The organism is Pseudomonas sp. GW823-FHT02C02 (assembly GCF_058797635.1).
The window spans coordinates 225,721-242,785 of record NZ_JBXAJV010000006.1; the positions used below are offsets into that span (position 1 = coordinate 225,721).

Annotated in this window: 14 protein-coding genes and 4 tRNA genes; 16 read left to right on the forward strand and 2 right to left on the reverse strand. The window is 60.2% G+C overall.

The genetic code is table 11. The features are described from left to right. Positions 1–35: 35 nt before the first annotated feature. The 10 genes from gltX (at position 36) to AC1ROI_RS13055 (ending at position 6,006) form a co-directional block, all read left to right on the forward strand. On the forward strand, positions 36–1,517 hold the full coding sequence (gltX, locus tag AC1ROI_RS13010) for a glutamate--tRNA ligase (protein WP_008037650.1): 1,482 nt from the start codon (positions 36–38) through the stop codon (positions 1,515–1,517). Between the two features lie 189 nt (positions 1,518–1,706). Beyond that, positions 1,707–1,782: transfer RNA gene (locus AC1ROI_RS13015), tRNA-Ala, on the forward strand. Positions 1,783–1,863: 81 nt separating this feature from the next. Beyond that, positions 1,864–1,939: transfer RNA gene (locus AC1ROI_RS13020), tRNA-Glu, on the forward strand. A 53-nt stretch (positions 1,940–1,992) separates the two neighbouring features. Continuing rightward, a tRNA-Ala gene (locus tag AC1ROI_RS13025) sits at positions 1,993–2,068 on the forward strand. 80 nt (positions 2,069–2,148) lie between these two features. Then, positions 2,149–2,224, forward strand: a tRNA-Glu gene (locus AC1ROI_RS13030). A gap of 183 nt (positions 2,225–2,407) precedes the next feature. Beyond that, positions 2,408–2,947, forward strand: a complete 540-nt coding sequence (locus tag AC1ROI_RS13035) for a TetR/AcrR family transcriptional regulator (RefSeq protein WP_008151286.1) — start codon at positions 2,408–2,410, stop codon at positions 2,945–2,947. 31 nt (positions 2,948–2,978) lie between these two features. After that, complete coding sequence (locus tag AC1ROI_RS13040) at positions 2,979–3,812, forward strand: alpha/beta fold hydrolase (RefSeq protein ID WP_010456049.1); 834 nt, start codon at positions 2,979–2,981, stop codon at positions 3,810–3,812. Between the two features lie 48 nt (positions 3,813–3,860). Further along, positions 3,861–4,298 carry an acyl-CoA thioesterase gene (locus AC1ROI_RS13045; RefSeq protein ID WP_010456048.1) on the forward strand — a complete coding sequence of 146 codons (438 nt, stop codon included), beginning with the start codon at positions 3,861–3,863 and terminating at the stop codon, positions 4,296–4,298. A gap of 172 nt (positions 4,299–4,470) precedes the next feature. After that, complete coding sequence (locus AC1ROI_RS13050) at positions 4,471–5,430, forward strand: tRNA dihydrouridine synthase (protein WP_102594058.1); 960 nt, start codon at positions 4,471–4,473, stop codon at positions 5,428–5,430. 132 nt (positions 5,431–5,562) lie between these two features. Next, the gene (locus AC1ROI_RS13055; protein WP_010456046.1) at positions 5,563–6,006 is read left to right on the forward strand and encodes an Hsp20 family protein; all 444 of its coding nucleotides are present in this window, start codon (positions 5,563–5,565) and stop codon (positions 6,004–6,006) included. A gap of 50 nt (positions 6,007–6,056) precedes the next feature. Here AC1ROI_RS13055 and AC1ROI_RS13060 read toward each other — a convergent pair whose 3' ends face one another. Further along, positions 6,057–9,335, reverse strand: coding sequence for a PAS domain S-box protein (locus tag AC1ROI_RS13060; RefSeq protein WP_102594059.1), 3,279 nt, complete (start codon positions 9,333–9,335; stop codon positions 6,057–6,059). 66 nt (positions 9,336–9,401) lie between these two features. Continuing rightward, the gene (locus AC1ROI_RS13065) at positions 9,402–10,292 is read right to left on the reverse strand and encodes a LysR family transcriptional regulator (protein ID WP_010456044.1); all 891 of its coding nucleotides are present in this window, start codon (positions 10,290–10,292) and stop codon (positions 9,402–9,404) included. 142 nt (positions 10,293–10,434) lie between these two features. On the opposite strand from AC1ROI_RS13065, the gene leuC reads away from it, so the two are divergent. The 6 genes from leuC to AC1ROI_RS13095 all read left to right on the forward strand — a co-directional run bounded on the left by leuC (position 10,435) and on the right by AC1ROI_RS13095 (position 17,012). Then, positions 10,435–11,853 carry a 3-isopropylmalate dehydratase large subunit gene (leuC, locus tag AC1ROI_RS13070; RefSeq protein ID WP_010456043.1) on the forward strand — a complete coding sequence of 473 codons (1,419 nt, stop codon included), beginning with the start codon at positions 10,435–10,437 and terminating at the stop codon, positions 11,851–11,853. An 11-nt stretch (positions 11,854–11,864) separates the two neighbouring features. After that, positions 11,865–12,509: a 3-isopropylmalate dehydratase small subunit gene (gene leuD / locus AC1ROI_RS13075; protein ID WP_010456042.1), complete on the forward strand. Its 645-nt coding sequence runs from the start codon at positions 11,865–11,867 to the stop codon at positions 12,507–12,509. Between the two features lie 139 nt (positions 12,510–12,648). Beyond that, on the forward strand, positions 12,649–13,416 hold the full coding sequence (locus AC1ROI_RS13080) for a class I SAM-dependent methyltransferase (RefSeq protein WP_077750382.1): 768 nt from the start codon (positions 12,649–12,651) through the stop codon (positions 13,414–13,416). A gap of 51 nt (positions 13,417–13,467) precedes the next feature. Then, the gene (gene leuB / locus AC1ROI_RS13085; RefSeq protein WP_083376276.1) at positions 13,468–14,550 is read left to right on the forward strand and encodes a 3-isopropylmalate dehydrogenase; all 1,083 of its coding nucleotides are present in this window, start codon (positions 13,468–13,470) and stop codon (positions 14,548–14,550) included. A gap of 69 nt (positions 14,551–14,619) precedes the next feature. Next, on the forward strand, positions 14,620–15,732 hold the full coding sequence (gene asd / locus AC1ROI_RS13090; RefSeq protein WP_054052925.1) for an aspartate-semialdehyde dehydrogenase: 1,113 nt from the start codon (positions 14,620–14,622) through the stop codon (positions 15,730–15,732). A 269-nt stretch (positions 15,733–16,001) separates the two neighbouring features. Beyond that, positions 16,002–17,012 (forward strand): aspartate-semialdehyde dehydrogenase, encoded by a 1,011-nt coding sequence (locus AC1ROI_RS13095; RefSeq protein ID WP_102594060.1) that lies wholly within the window; start codon positions 16,002–16,004, stop codon positions 17,010–17,012. Positions 17,013–17,065 lie beyond the last annotated feature (53 nt).

Sequence of the window (17,065 nt, forward strand, 5' to 3'; positions counted from 1 at the left end):
TCGCCCTTTGTTTTATCTTCATTTCGAGACTTGCCATGACCACCGTCCGCACGCGCATCGCGCCATCGCCTACCGGGGACCCCCACGTAGGTACCGCTTACATCGCTTTGTTCAACTACTGCTTTGCCAAGCAGCATGGCGGTGAGTTCATCCTGCGGATCGAAGACACCGACCAGTTGCGCTCAACCCGGGAGTCCGAACAGCAGATTTTCGACGCCTTGCGCTGGTTGGGCATCGACTGGAGCGAAGGTCCGGACGTTGGCGGCCCGCACGGTCCGTATCGTCAAAGCGAACGCGGCGACATCTATCAGAAGTACTGCCAGCAGTTGGTCGAGATGGGCCACGCCTTCCCGTGCTTCTGCACCGCCGAAGAGCTGGACCAGATGCGCGCCGAACAAATGGCCCGTGGCGAAACCCCGCGTTACGACGGCCGTGCGCTGTTGCTCTCGAAAGAAGAAGTCGCCCGGCGCCTGGCCGCTGGCGAGCCTCATGTGATCCGCATGAAAGTGCCGAGCGAAGGCGTTTGCGTGGTACCGGACATGCTGCGTGGCGACGTCGAGATCCCGTGGGATCGCATGGACATGCAAGTGTTGATGAAGACTGACGGCCTGCCGACGTACTTCCTGGCCAACGTGGTCGACGACCACTTGATGGGCATTACCCACGTTCTGCGCGGTGAAGAGTGGCTGCCATCGGCGCCGAAGCTGATCCTGCTTTATGAATACTTCGGCTGGGAACAACCGGAGCTGTGCTACATGCCGCTGCTGCGTAACCCGGACAAGAGCAAGCTGTCCAAGCGCAAGAACCCGACCTCGGTGACGTTCTACGAGCGCATGGGCTTCATGCCGGAAGCGATGCTCAACTACCTCGGCCGCATGGGGTGGTCGATGCCGGACGAGCGCGAAAAATTCTCGCTGCAGGAAATGGTCGACAATTTCGACCTGAGCCGCGTGTCCCTCGGCGGGCCGATTTTCGACATCGAGAAGCTGTCGTGGCTCAACGGCCAATGGCTGCGTGACTTGCCGGTGGAAGAGTTCGCTTCGCGCCTGCAAACCTGGGCGCTGAACCCGGAATACATGATGAAGATCGCGCCGCACGTGCAGGGGCGCGTCGAGACCTTCAGCCAGGTTGCACCGCTGGCCGGTTTCTTCTTCGCCGGTGGTGTGAACCCGGATGCCAAGCTGTTCGAATCGAAGAAGCTCTCGGGCGACCAGGTTCGTCAGTTGATGCAGCTGATTCTGTGGAAGCTGGAAAGCCTGCGTCAGTGGGAGAAGGACAGCATCACCGCGACGATTCAGGCGGTGGTCGAATCCCTGGAGCTGAAGCTGCGTGACGCCATGCCGCTGATGTTCGCCGCGATCACTGGCCAGGCCAGTTCGGTGTCGGTGCTTGATGCGATGGAAATCCTTGGCCCGGACCTGACCCGTTTCCGTCTGCGCCAGGCCATCGACCTGCTGGGCGGCGTGTCGAAGAAGGAAAACAAGGAGTGGGAAAAACTCCTGGGCAACATCGCCTGAGGACGTTTGACCTCGTAGGGGCTGCCGGAGGTGGCGATCATTTGATCGTGATCTTCGGCGCCACCCCCGTTTTTCCGGGGGGAGGGCGGTAAGTGATTGTTATGGCGACAAAAAATTTTGAAAATTGTTAAAAATAAGTTTGACAGCTTTCCGAAGCGCCATTAAGATTCGCCCCGTCCTCAGCGATGAGGGGCTATAGCTCAGCTGGGAGAGCGCTTGCATGGCATGCAAGAGGTCGACGGTTCGATCCCGTCTAGCTCCACCAATTTACACTTCAAGGTCTGGCCACACCGGCCTTGAAGCGATCAACACTCAGCGTTGATCTGTTGTATAGAAGGGTTTGCGCGTCCCCTTCGTCTAGTGGCCTAGGACACCGCCCTTTCACGGCGGTAACAGGGGTTCGAGTCCCCTAGGGGACGCCAGTTTTACAGAAGTGATGTTGCAAGATGTCGCTCCGCCGCGAGGCGAAAAATCCGGGGCTATAGCTCAGCTGGGAGAGCGCCTGCATGGCATGCAGGAGGTCAGCGGTTCGATCCCGCTTAGCTCCACCAATTTTACAGTTCAAGGTCTGGCCACACCGGCCTTGAATCGATCAGCTCTCAGCACTGATCAGTTGTATAGAAGGTTTTGCGTCCCCTTCGTCTAGTGGCCTAGGACACCGCCCTTTCACGGCGGTAACAGGGGTTCGAGTCCCCTAGGGGACGCCACGATTACCCGCTCTGCGGGATTTTATAAGGGTCATTCAATTATTGAATGGCCCTTTTGTTTGTCTGGCGTTTGGCCAAATCCCCCATTTCTTTCAAACTGTTCTTCAGACCAGCGGTCACATCCACGACTTGCGGAAAATTATTATGAGAATAATATTCTAGTCGTAATATTCGGAGGCAACGATGAACGATAAAAAAGCTCAAACCCGCGAACGCATTCTCAAGGCCGCCAGCGCAGCGCTGATTCAGCGCGGCCCGGCCGAACCGAGCGTGGGCGAAGTGATGGGCGCAGCCGGCCTGACGGTTGGCGGCTTCTATGCGCACTTCGAAAGCAAGGACGCCATGATGCTGGAAGCATTCAAGCAACTGCTTGGTCACCGCCGTGGCTTGATCGCTGACATGGACGCCGAATTGACCGGCGAAGAGCGTCGCGCGTTGGTGGCTGCGTTTTACCTGTCGCGCAAACACCGTGATTCCTCGGATTCCGCGTGCCCGATCCCGGCGTCTGTCGGTGAGTTGGGTCGCCTGCCGGACGCGTTTCGCGTGGCGCTGAATGAGCATGTGGAAATGATGGTCGCGCAGTTGGCGGCCAGCCCGGAAGACACCGACAAAGCCCTGGCCGACATGGCCTTGATGGTCGGGGGTCTGGCTCTGGCTAGGGCGCTGGGGCCAGGAGAGTTGTCCGATCGATTGCTGCGCGCCGCCAAGTCGGCGGTGCTATGACCTGAAGGCATTGGCCTGAGGAGTGAGAGCGATGAGCACGTTGAAGTGGGTTCGTGGCGTTAATGGCACCTTGGGCTGGTTTGCACCGAAACTGGTCGCGAGCAAAATGCGACTGGCGTTCATGACGCCGCGAGAGCTTCCGCCGCGTGACTGGGAATTGCCGCTGCTGGCGAAATCCGAACGGATCACCTTGCGTTTCGGTCTCTCGGCGCTGCGCTGGGGGCAAGGTCCGGCCGTGTTGCTGATGCACGGTTGGGAAGGGCGGCCGACACAGTTTGCGAGTCTCATCACGGCGCTGGTCGATGCTGGCTACACCGTCGTAGCGCTCGACGGTCCTGCTCATGGTCGCTCACCGGGCAGTGAAGCCAACGTGGTGCTGTTTGCCCGGGCCATGCTCGAAGCGGCCGCCGAGTTGCCGCCGCTGCGAGCCGTCATTGGCCACTCCATGGGCGGCGCCAGTGCGATGCTCGCCGTGCAGTTGGGTTTGCGCACCGAAACCCTGGTCACCATCGCCGCACCGGCGCGGATTCTCGGGGTGTTGCGCGGTTTTGCCCGTTACGTGCGGCTGCCGCCCAAAGCGCGTTCGGCGTTTATTCGCCAGGTCGAGAAAGACGTCGGCATGCGCGCTGCAACGCTGGATGTTGCGCACTATCAGCTCGACATGCCGGGGCTGATCGTCCACGCCGAAGATGATTGCTTTGTTCCGGTCAAGGAGTCCCAGTTGATCAATGAGGCGTGGTTCGACAGCCGGCTGTTACGCCTGGAGGAGGGCGGGCATCAACGCGTGCTGGCCGATCCTCGGGTGATTGATGGCGTGTTATCACTGCTGGCTGGCCGCAGCCTGCAATCGCGCCAATCGGCCTGAGCATCCGTTACACTGCCCCGGTCGACATCATCTGACCGGGAGTGGGGCATGGGCTGGGATCGGGCAACGCCATTTATCATTGATCTGGAAGTCGGCGCCGAGGACATCGACGGGCTGGGGCACGCGAACAACGCGGTGTACGTGACCTGGCTCGAACGCTGCGCCTGGCGTCACTCGCAGCGGCTGGGGCTGGACCTGGTCGAGTATCGTCGGCTGGATCGGGCGATGGCGGTGGTGCGGCACGAGATCGACTACCTGGCCGCCGCCTATGAGGGCGATGAGTTGCAATTGGCGACCTGGATTGTCGATTGGGATCAGCGCCTGAAAATGACCCGCCACTTCCAGTTGAAGCGCCCCAGCGATAACACCACGTTGCTGCGCGCGCAAACCACTTTCGTCTGCATCGAACTGTCCACCGGCAAGCCCAAGCGCATGCCGGCCGAGTTCATCGAAGGCTACGGCCCGGCGTTGCAAGTTCCAGGTTGACGCGATCCTGTGGCGAGGGAGCTTGCTCCCGCTGGAGCGCGAAGCGGTCCCTTGCAATGGAGAGTGCCACGCACTCTAACGGGAGCAAGCTCCCTCGCCACAGAGGCAGATGCAAGTCTTTCGACAGAGAATCCAGTAAACTGCCGCACGTTTTTCGTTGAGTGTGTTTTTCATGCAAATTGCTTTGGCGCCCATGGAGGGGTTGGTCGACAACATCCTGCGGGACGTGCTGACCCGAGTGGGTGGTATCGACTGGTGCGTGACCGAGTTTATTCGGATCAACGATCAACTGCTCACGCCCGCCTATTACCACAAGTTCGGCCCGGAATTATTGACCGGCGCCCGCACCGCGTCCGGCGTGCCGCTGCGGGTGCAGTTGCTCGGTTCCGATCCGGTGTGTCTGGCTGAAAACGCCGCGCTGGCCTGCGAGCTGGGTTCCGAGGTGATCGACCTGAACTTCGGCTGCCCGGCCAAGACCGTCAACAAGTCCCGGGGCGGCGCCGTCCTGCTGAAAGAACCTGAACTGCTCAACCAAATCGTTGAACACGTCCGCCGCGCTGTGCCGGCGCACATTCCGGTCACCGCGAAAATGCGCCTGGGCTTCGACAGCCCGGACGGTTCGCTGGTCTGCGCAACAGCGCTGGCCGAAGGCGGCGCGGCGCACATCGTGGTGCACGCGCGGACCAAAACCGACGGTTACAAGCCGCCTGCGCATTGGGAATGGATCCCCCGCGTGCAGGACGTGGTCAAGGTTCCAGTGTTCGCCAATGGCGACATCTGGAGCGTTGAAGATTGGCGCCGTTGCCGCGAAATCAGCGGCGTGGAAGACATCATGCTCGGTCGCGGCCTGGTGTCGCGTCCGGACCTGGCCCGGCAGATCGCGGCGGCGCGGGCCGGTGAAGAAGTGGTCGAGATGACGTGGACCGAGTTGCTGCCACTGATCCAGGACTTCTGGCTGCAAGCCAAGGCGCAGATGACTGCCCGCCAGTCGCCGGGTCGTTTGAAGCAATGGCTGGCGATGTTGACCCGCAATTATCCTGAGGCGGTGGAGCTGTTTACCGTGTTGCGTCGAGAGACCGAACTGGATCAAGTCTCGCGTTTGTTGGGGCTCCAGGTGTCGGAAGCGGCCTGAAAAAAACGCAAAAAAATCTGAAAATAATCTCTTGAAAAGCAATCGGCGATCCCTATCTAGGGATTACGCGATGCCGAATTCGGGTCGCGGAGACAAAAAAACTTGCTGATCTGTTTTCAGGAGATTTGAATCATGAGTACTGCATTTTCGATGGCGCCCCTGTTCCGTTCCTCGGTGGGCTTCGACCGCTTCAATGACTTGTTCGAAACCGCCCTGCGCAACGAGCCAGGCAGCACCTACCCACCTTACAACGTTGAAAAGCATGGTGATGACCAATACCGCATCGTCGTGGCGGCCGCCGGGTTCCAGGAAGAAGACCTGGATCTGCAAGTGGAAAAAGGGGTGCTGACCATCAGTGGTGGCAAGCGTGACGCGAATGAAGACGTCACCTATCTGTACCAAGGCATCGCTCAGCGCGCCTTCAAACTGTCCTTCCGTCTGGCGGACCATATCGAAATCAAGGCTGCCGGCCTGAGCAACGGTTTGTTGAGCATCGACCTGTTGCGGGTGATTCCGGAAGAGGCAAAAGCCAAACGCATCCCGATCAACGGGACGCAAAAACCCGCTCTGCAGTAACGAGTCAGAGCAATGAGAAGGGCGCCATTCGGCGCCCTTTTTTGTACCCGTTATTTGAGGAGTTTCTGGAACTCCTCCACCGGCAGCGGCCGACTGTGCAAATACCCCTGATAAAAATGACACCCCAGCCCCTGCAAAAATTCCAGCTGCTCCGCCGTTTCCACCCCTTCGGCGATCACTTTCAATTCCAGGCTGCGGGCCATGGCCACGATGGCGCGGATGATTTCGGCGTCGTTGGGGTCGGTGGTGGCATCGCGGATGAACGACTGATCGATTTTCAGCGTGTCGACCGGCAGGCGCTTGAGGTAGGTCAGCGAGGAGTAGCCGGTGCCGAAGTCGTCCATTGCAAAGCTCACGCCGAGTTTTTTCAGGCGGCGCATTTTGTTGATGGTGTCTTCCAGGTTCTGGATGACGATCCCTTCGGTGATTTCCAGTTTCAGCAACGAGCAGGGCAGGCCGTGGCTGCTGAGGCTGTATTCGATGCGTTCGACGAAGTCGTTTTGACGAAATTGCCTCGGGCTGATGTTCACGCACAGGCTGAAGCTGAGCGGGTTCACCAGGCCTTTGGCAACCAGCTTTTTGAAGGCCCCACAGGCTTCGTCGATGATCCACGTGCCCACTTCCAGAATCAGCCCGCTGTCCTCCAGCACCTTGATGAATTCGGTGGGCGATTGCGGGCCGAGTTCCGGGTGGTCCCAGCGCACCAGCGCTTCGGCGCCGACAATACGGTTGCCCCGAGCGTCGACCTGGGGTTGGTAATGCACATGAAACTCGCCCCGGGAAAGGGCCAGGCGCAAGTCGGTTTCCATGCGCAGGCGTTCACTGGCCGCCTTCTGCATGGTGTTGTGATACATCTGCGCCATGTTGCGGCCCGAGTCCTTGGCGCGGTAAAGCGCAATGTCGGCACGTTTGAGCAGGTCGGTCGGGGTCGAGCCGTGGTCGGGGATCAGCGCGATGCCGATGCTCGGTGTCACTTGCAGGCGCTGGCCGTCGAGGAACATCGGCTCCGACAACAGTTCACGCAACGTGTCCGCCAACTCCCGAACCTGGGCGCTGACTTCGTTGCGCGAGCCCTCAAGGCCGCTGAGCAGCACCACAAATTCATCGCCACCCAGGCGTGCCACGGTGTCTTCCATGCGCACGCTGGCTTCAAGCCGAGCCGTGATGATTTTCAGCACCGTGTCGCCCACCGGGTGACCCAGGGAATCGTTGATGTGCTTGAAATGATCGAGGTCCAGGAACAGCAGCGCACCGCGCAGGTTGTGGCGCTTGAGCAGGGCGATCTGCTGGCTCAGGCGATCCATCAACAGGGCGCGGTTCGGCAGGTTGGTCAGCGGGTCGTGGTAGGCCAGATGGCGAATCTGCGCTTCGGCATTTTTCAACAGGCTGACGTCTCGGCCAGTCAGCAACAGGCATGCGGTTTCGTTGAGGGTGATTGGCTCCACCGAGACTTCGACGGTCAGCAGTTCGCCGCGCTTATTGCGGCCCAGCATTTCCTGGTGATGCACACGACCCTTAAGCTGCAACTCGGCCAGCAGCGCCGAGCGCTGTTTCTCTTCTGCCCATATGCCGACTTGATACACCGTGCGGCCGACCACTTCGTCGGCGCGGTAACCGGTCAGGCGACAAAAACCATCGTTGACCTCCAGGTAGCGCCCGGTATCGCGTTCGGTGATGGTGATCGCGTCCGGGCTTGAGTGAAACGCCTTGGCAAACTTCTCTTCGCTGGCCTTGAGTGCCGCTTCGGAACGCTGTTGCTGGGTAATGTCGCGCAGGGTCGTGACGATGCACGGCTGGTCGCCCACGCTGATCTGCCGGCTGGAAATCACGCAGGTCAGGGCTTGCCCGTCTTTGTGTTGGGCTATGATCGCGACATTGTTCAGCCCCTGTTCGCGGATGACTTGTTCAATTCGTTGCAGGCTTTTCGCTGACGCGTCCCACAGGCCGATTTCGTCGGCGCTGCGGTCAATCACTTCGGCGGCGCTCCAGCCGAAGGTCTGGGTAAAGCTGGAGTTGATCTCGATGAACTGGCCGGTGTCCTGGCGCGTGACGCAGATCGGGTCCGGGCTGACTTGAAACAGCGTGGCGAATTTCTCTTCGGAGGCCACCAGCCGTTGTTCGCGCTCCACTTGATCGGTGATGTCCAGCAAGGTGCCGGCCATGCGCAGCGGTGCGCCGTTTTCATCGCGGTAGAGGCGGGCACGACTTTCCAGGTAGCGTGAACTGCCGTCCGGCAACTGCACGCGATAAGTCAGCTGATAATTGCCGGCCGGTCCTTCGCGCAGGCTGCGATAAGCGTCGCGCATGCTGCCGCGTTCTTCGTCGGGCACACCTTCGAAAAACGCGTCGAAGGACTCATGGAAGGGTATGGCCTCCAGCCCGTGCAACTGCGCAGCCCGCGCCGAGCCGTACAGCATGCCGCTGGGAATGTGCCAGTCCCAGGTGCCGAGTTGCGCCGAATCCAGGGCCAGGTCGAGGCGTTCCTGGCTGTCTTTCAGCGCGAGTTCGGCGGCCTTGCGTTCCGTGGTGTCGAGGAAAGTGCTCAGCAGGTAGGGCTGGCCTTCGAGTTCGACTTTCTGTGCGCTGAGGATGCCGTCGTGGATCTGGCCATTGCTGGCGCGAAACTGCACCTCCATGCTGGTCAGTTCGCCCTTGGCCTTGGTCGCCTTGACCAGCACGTCCCGTTGTTCCGGGTGCACCCAGAGGCCCAGTTCGACGGTGGTTCGGCCAATGGCGTCCTGCACCGGCCAGCCGAAGAGGCTTTCGAAATACTGATTGGCTTCGGTAATCAGGCCATCTTCCTGGCGGGTCAGCAGCACCATGTTCGGGCACAGGTGAAACAGCGTGGCAAAGCGTTTTTCCGAGCTGCTCAGGGCCTGTTCGCGCTGGCGCTGATGGGTGATTTCGCGAATGACCCCAATCATCCGTGGCCGACCGTCTTTGTCCGGCAGCAAGCTGCCGTTGATCTCCAGCCAGTGCAGGCTGCCGTCGGGCCAGCGGATGCGGTGGTGCATCGCCTGCTCCAGCGGGGCGCCGGCGATCACGGCATGAAAGGCGCGAATGGTTTTTGCCCGATCCTCCGGAGGCAGCAAGTCGAGGTATTCCAGATCGGTCGGCAACGGCTGTCGGGGATCGAAGCCGAACAACGCCTGGGTGCCCCGCGACCAGCTGATCTGTCCGCGCTCGATGTCCCAATACCAGGCGCCCAGGCGCGCGCCGTTGAGGGCGGCCAACAACTGTGGTGCGCTTTCCCAGCTCTGCTCGGACCGTTTCGGGTCAAGCGCCTGTATACGTGGCATCGGCGGAATACGGTCAACAGATTTCGGCATTGGCAGGCCTTGGGCTGAATTGGGCGTTAGGCGCAGGGGTTCGCGGCTCTATGGCAGTAGCACACGTTAGCCTTGAATCCCTGGCAGATCGATTTGTGCATCCAGCAAGGCCATGAAGGCCCGTGCCGCATTCGACAGCGTCCGTTCGGTGTGCAGGATATAGCCTAGCTGGCGAGTCAGTTGTATGCCCGGCAAAGGTATTCGCGCAACTTGATCGTCGAGCATTGTTCGCGGCAAAACGCTCCAGGCCAGGCCGATCGAGACCATCATCTTGATGGTTTCCAGATAATTGGTGCTCATGGCGATGTTTGGCGTCAGTCCCTGAGCCTCGAACAGGCGCTGGACAATGTGATGAGTGAACGTGTTGCCGCCGGGAAACACCGCTGGGTGCAGGGCAATGTCCGCCAGGCTGACTGGGCCGTTGCTGATCAGCGAATGTTCCGGGGCGACCACGAAATCCAGGGGGTCGTCCCACACCGGCGTGGCTTTGACCAAGGTATGAGGTTCCGGGGCGAGGGTGATCACCGCCAGTTCCGCGCGGCCATGGAGGATTTCCTCGTAGGCCACTTCCGAATCGAGAAACTGAATATCCAGCGCCACTTGTGGGTAGCGTCGGGTGAACTCCCTTAATAAGGGCGGTAAGCGGTGCAAGCCAATGTGGTGACTGGTGGCCAGCGTCAGGCGCCCGGTCACTTCGCCGGTCAGGTTGGTCAAGGCGCGGCGGGTGTCGTCCAGCACATTGAGAATCTGGTAGGCCCGCGGCAACAGGGCGCGACCGGCCTCGGTCAGGCCGACTTCACGACCCAGTCGATCGAAAAGCCGCACCTTCAATTGCTGCTCCAGCCCGGCGATGCGCTTGCTGATCGCCGGTTGTGTCAGGTGCAGCCGTTCTCCCGCGCCGGAGAAGCTTCCGGTCTCGGCAATGGCGATGAAAGCATTGAGATTGGCCAGGTCCATTGCGGTATTCCAGTTGGTTATCCAAAGCATGAAAAATATGAATTTGAGTTATTTAATGTAACCCCCTAGGATCGACCTCACAAGCCAAAGGGTTATACAAACGGCCCGGGGCATAGAAACAAGCTGATGAGGAAACCGTCTGATGGCCGGCAAAACGCTCTACGACAAGCTCTGGGATTCGCATTTGGTCAAGCAGCGCGACGATGGCTCTGCCTTGATCTACATCGATCGTCACATCATTCACGAAGTGACCTCGCCGCAAGCCTTTGAAGGCCTGCGTCTGGCCGGGCGCAAGCCTTGGCGCATCGATGCCAACATCGCGACCCCGGACCACAACGTACCGACCACCCCGGAACGCAAGGGCGGCATCGAAGCCATTGCCGACCAGGTCTCGCGTTTGCAGGTCCAGACCCTCGATGACAACTGTGACGAATACGGCATCGTCGAGTTCAAGATGAACGACGTGCGCCAAGGCATCGTCCACGTCATCGGCCCGGAACAGGGCGCAACCTTGCCGGGCATGACCGTTGTTTGCGGCGACTCCCACACCTCGACCCACGGCGCGTTTGGCGCGTTGGCACACGGTATCGGCACGTCCGAGGTCGAGCACGTGCTCGCCACCCAGTGCCTGGTCGCCAAGAAAATGAAGAATATGCGGGTGTCGGTCGAAGGGAAATTGCCGTTCGGCGTGACCGCCAAGGACATCGTTCTCGCGGTCATTGGCAAGATCGGCACTGCCGGCGGTAACGGCCATGCCATCGAGTTCGCCGGTAGTGCGATTCGTGATCTGTCGGTCGAAGGCCGCATGACCATTTGCAACATGTCCATCGAGGCTGGCGCTCGCGTAGGACTGGTCGCCGCTGACGAAAAAACCGTCGCCTACGTGAAGGGCCGTCCATTCGCTCCGAAAGGCGCGGAATGGGACTTGGCCGTCGAAGCGTGGAAAGACCTGGTGACTGATGAAGACGCCACGTTCGACACCGTCGTCGAGCTCGACGCCACCCAGATCAAGCCACAAGTCAGCTGGGGCACTTCGCCCGAGATGGTGTTGGCCGTGGATCAGAACGTGCCGGACCCTGCGAAGGAAATGGACCTGGTCAAGCGCGGCTCCATCGAACGCGCCTTGAAATACATGGGTTTGACTGCCAATCAGGCAATTACCGACATTCAGCTGGACCGCGTGTTCATCGGTTCCTGCACCAACTCGCGGATCGAAGATTTGCGTGCTGCCGCCGTGATCGCCAAAGGTCGCAAAGTCGCTTCGACCATCAAGCAGGCCATCGTGGTGCCGGGCTCGGGTCTGGTGAAGGCCCAGGCTGAATCGGAAGGACTGGACAAGATTTTCCTCGACGCCGGTTTCGAATGGCGTGAGCCGGGTTGCTCGATGTGCCTGGCGATGAACCCGGACCGTTTGGAGTCGGGCGAGCATTGCGCCTCGACCTCCAACCGCAATTTCGAAGGCCGTCAGGGCGCCGGTGGCCGTACCCACCTCGTGAGCCCGGCCATGGCCGCCGCCGCCGCGGTGAACGGTCGTTTCGTCGACGTCCGTGAATTGATCTAAAGGAGCGCAGCATGAAAGCTTTTACCCAGCACACTGGTCTTGTCGCGCCTCTGGATCGTGCCAACGTCGACACCGACCAGATCATCCCGAAGCAATTCTTGAAGTCGATCAAGCGCACGGGTTTCGGCCCAAACCTGTTCGATGAGTGGCGCTATCTGGATGTCGGGCAGCCTTATCAGGACAACTCCAAGCGCCCGTTGAACAAGGACTTCGTCCTCAACGCCGAGCGTTATCAAGGCGCCAGCGTGTTGCTGGCCCGCGAAAACTTCGGTTGCGGTTCCAGTCGTGAACATGCGCCGTGGGCGCTGGAGGAATACGGTTTCCGCAGCATCATCGCGCCGAGCTACGCCGACATCTTCTTCAACAACAGCTTCAAGAACGGCTTGCTGCCGATCATCTTGAGCGACGCTGAAGTGGATGAGCTGTTCCAGCAGGTGGAAGTGACCCCGGGTTATCAGTTGCAGGTCGATTTGCAGGCCCAGACCGTTACCCGTCCGGATGGCAAGGTGTTGAGCTTTGAAATTGACGCCTTCCGTAAGCATTGCCTGCTCAACGGTCTGGACGATATCGGTCTGACGTTGATGGACCATGAAGCGATTGCGACGTTTGAAGCCAAGCACCGGGCGAGCCAGCCTTGGTTGTTTCGCGACGCGTAAGTTTGCGTAAGGCGTGATGACGCCTTCGCGGGCAAGCCTCACTCCTACGGCTGAAATACGTCTCCCTGTAGGAGTGAGGCTCGCCCGCGAAGAGGCCCGCCCAGACAACACAAGGCTAAACCCCAAAAGGAAGTCCCCCATGACCCGCACCGCCCAGCACAACCAGGTAGTCCAAAAGCAATTCGGTGAACAGGCCTCGGCCTATCTGAGCAGCGCCGTACACGCTCAAGGCACCGAATTTGCGCTGCTACAGGCCGAACTGGCCGGGCAGGGCGATGCTCGGGTGCTGGACCTGGGGTGTGGCGCTGGTCACGTCAGTTTTCACGTGGCGTCGCTGGTCAAGGAAGTGGTGGCCTACGATTTGTCCCAGCAGATGCTCGACGTGGTTACCGTCGCCGCTGTGGACCGTGGTTTGAGCAATGTGACCACGGTCAACGGTGCCGCCGAGCGCCTGCCGTTTGCCGATGGTGAGTTCGACTTCGTCTTCAGTCGTTACTCGGCGCACCATTGGAGCGACCTCGGCCTGGCCCTGCGCGAAGTCCGGCGGGTACTGAAGCCGGGTGGGGTGGCGGCGTTCATCGACGTGTTGTCACCGGGCAGTCCGTTGTTTGACACTTACCTGCAAAGCGTCGAAGTGCTGCGCGACACCAGCCATGTGCGCGATTATTCCGCCGGCGAGTGGTTGCGTCAGGTCAGCGAAGCGGGGTTGCATACCCGTAGCACTACGCGTCAACGGTTGCGGCTGGAGTACAACTCCTGGGTCGAACGCATGCGCACGCCAGAAGTGATGCGCGCCGCGATCCGCGAGTTGCAGCAGTCGATGGGCAATGAAGTACGCGAATATTTTGAGATTGAGGCCGATGGTTCGTTCAGTACCGATGTGCTGGTGCTGATGGCCGAACGATAGAATTTTTCCGGGTGTGCTCAAGGGCGCACCGACTGATGACATGAGGAAAGCATGAGCAAGCAGATTCTGATTCTCCCAGGTGATGGTATTGGCCCGGAAATCATGGCCGAAGCGGTCAAGGTGCTGGAGCTGGCCAACGACAAGTACAGCCTGGGCTTCGAGCTGAGTCACGACCTGATCGGCGGCGCCGCCATCGACAAGCACGGCGTGCCGTTGGCCGACGAAACCCTCGACCGTGCGCGCGCAGCCGACGCTGTGCTGCTGGGCGCCGTGGGCGGCCCGAAATGGGACACCATCGAGCGTGACATCCGCCCTGAGCGCGGCCTGCTGAAGATTCGTGCGCAACTGGGCCTGTTTGGCAACCTGCGCCCGGCGATCCTCTACCCGCAACTGGCTGAGGCATCGAGCCTGAAGCCTGAAATCGTTTCGGGCCTGGACATCCTGATCGTCCGTGAACTGACCGGCGGCATCTATTTCGGCGCGCCACGCGGCACCCGCACCCTGGAAAACGGCGAGCGTCAGGCTTACGACACGCTGCCGTACAGCGAAAGCGAAATCCGCCGCATCGCCCGTGTCGGTTTCGACATGGCCATGGTGCGCGGCAAGAAGCTGTGCTCGGTAGACAAGGCCAACGTGCTGGCTTCGAGCCAGCTGTGGCGCGAAATCGTCGAGCAAGTGGCCAAGGATTACCCGGAAGTCGAACTGAGCCACATGTACGTCGACAACGCCGCCATGCAGCTGGTGCGTGCGCCGAAGCAATTCGACGTGATCGTTACCGAAAATATGTTCGGCGACATTCTGTCGGACCAGGCATCGATGCTCACCGGTTCCATCGGCATGCTGCCGTCGGCATCCCTGGATACCAACAACAAGGGCATGTACGAGCCTTGCCACGGTTCGGCGCCAGACATCGCTGGCAAAGGCATTGCCAACCCGTTGGCGACCATTCTGTCGGTGTCGATGATGCTGCGTTACAGCTTCAATCTGCAGGACGCGGCCGATGCCATCGAGAAAGCCGTCAGTCTGGTATTGGATCAGGGGCTGCGCACGGGCGACATCTGGTCGGCCGGTTGCACTAAAGTCGGTACGCAGGAAATGGGCGACGCAGTAGTCGCCGCGCTGCGGAATCTGTAATCTCTCGGGCCCGCTGCCACTTTCACTCTTGAAAGCAGCGGCCCACTTTTTAAAGAAGGTGTAGTTGCGATGAAACGTGTAGGTCTGATCGGTTGGCGCGGTATGGTCGGTTCCGTGCTCATGCAGCGGATGCTGGAAGAGCAGGATTTCGATCTTATTGAGCCGGTGTTTTTCACCACTTCCAATGTCGGTGGCCAAGGCCCGTCCGTGGGCAAGGACATTGCTCCGCTCAAGGACGCTTACAGCATTGAAGAGCTGAAAACCCTCGACGTGATTCTGACCTGCCAGGGTGGCGACTACACCAGCGAAGTATTCCCGAAGCTGCGCGAAGCCGGCTGGCAGGGTTACTGGATCGACGCCGCTTCCAGCCTGCGCATGCAGGATGACGCGGTGATCGTGCTGGACCCGGTGAACCGCAAGGTCATCGACCAGCAGCTCGACGCGGGCACCAAGAACTACATCGGCGGCAACTGCACCGTCAGCCTGATGCTGATGGGCCTGGGCGGCCTGTTCGAAGCCGGTCTGGTCGAGTGGATGAGCGCCATGACTTATCAGGCGGCCTCCGGTGCCGGCGCGCAGAACATGCGTGAACTGATCAAGCAAATGGGCGCGACCCACGCCGCTGTCGCCGATCAACTGGCCGACCCGGCCAGCGCCATCCTCGACATCGACCGCCGTGTGGCCGAAGCCATGCGCAGCGACGCGTACCCGACCGAAAACTTCGGCGTTCCGCTGGCCGGCAGCCTGATCCCGTGGATCGACAAGGAGCTGCCGAACGGTCAGAGCCGCGAAGAATGGAAGGCCCAGGCCGAGACCAACAAGATCCTCGGTCGCTTCAAGAGCCCGATCCCGGTGGATGGCATCTGCGTGCGCATCGGCGCCATGCGCTGCCACAGCCAGGCGCTGACCATCAAGCTGAACAAAGACGTGCCGATCGCCGACATCGAAGGGCTGATCAGCCAGCACAACCCTTGGGTCAAACTGGTGCCGAACAATCGCGAAGCCAGCATTCAGGAACTGAGCCCGACGAAAGTCACCGGCACCCTGAACGTACCGGTTGGCCGTCTGCGCAAGCTGAACATGGGTACGCAGTACGTCGGCGCGTTTACCGTCGGCGACCAACTGCTGTGGGGCGCGGCCGAACCGCTGCGTCGCATGCTGCGGATCCTGCTTGAGCGTTGATCGATTGAAGTAATCAAAGAACCCGCGCCTTGAAAGAGGTGCGGGTTTTTTTTGGGAAGGTATGTCGTCAGGAAGGGCCTCTTCGCGGGCAAGCCTCGCTCCTACAGGTATCGCGGTTGTTTCAAGATTTCGCGACCGACACACAACCCGTAGAAGCGAGGCTTGCTCGCGAAGAAGCCGGCGCATACACCACAAAACCCCAGCCGAATTGCCTGCGCGCCACCCACCCGGTAAAGTGCCGCTCCCCCCGTTTCGCCAGAGGTAGAACCATGAGCCAGTCCTTTGATATTGCCGTGATCGGCGCCACCGGTACTGTCGGCGAAACGCTCGTGCAGATTCTCGAAGAACGCGACTTCCCGGTCGGCAACCTCCATTTGCTGGCCAGCAGCGAATCCGCCGGGCATTCGGTGCCGTTTCGCGGCAAGAACGTGCGGGTGCGTGAAGTCGACGAATTCGATTTCAGCAAGGTTCAGCTGGTGTTTTTCGCTGCCGGTCCGGCAGTGACCCTGAGTTTTGCCTCGCGCGCGACCGCTGCCGGTTGTTCGCTGATCGACCTGTCCGGCGCTCTGCCGGCCAATCAGGCGCCGCAAGTGGTGCCGGAAGCCAACGCCGACGTCTTGGCCGGTTTGAAAAAACCGTTCCAGGTCAGCAGCCCAAGCCCGTCGGCCACCACGCTGGCCGTGGTGCTGGCGCCGTTGCTGGGTTTGCTCGACCTGCAACGCATCAACCTGACCGCCTGCCTGGCCGTTTCCGCCCAGGGGCGCGAAGCCGTGACCGAGCTGGCCCGGCAGACCGCCGAGCTTCTCAATGTGCGTCCGCTGGAGCCGACTTTCTTTGATCGGCAGATGGCTTTCAACCTGTTGGCTCAGGTCGGCAAGCCTGATGAGCAGGGTCATACGCTGCTGGAAAAACGCCTGGTGCGTGAGCTGCGTCAGGTCATGGCGCTGCCTTTATTAAAGATTTCTGTCACTTGCATTCAAGCCCCGGTGTTTTTTGGCGATAGCTTTAGCGTGACCTTGCAGTCAGCGAGCGCTGTGGACCTGGCGAAAGTCAACGCGGCGCTGGAAGACGCACCGGGTATCGAACTGGTGGAAGCCGGCGATTACCCGACGGCAGTAGGCGATGCAGTAGGGCAGGACGTGGTCTACGTTGGTCGGGTTCGCACCGGAATCGACGACCCGTCGGAACTTAATTTGTGGCTGACGTCAGATAACGTGCGTAAAGGCGCTGCGCTCAATGCTGTGCAGGTGGCTGAATTGTTGATAAAAGACCTGCTGTAAAAGATACTTGGCAACAATTTTTCGAATGAGTCCATTCGAGCGCTATGCTTGGC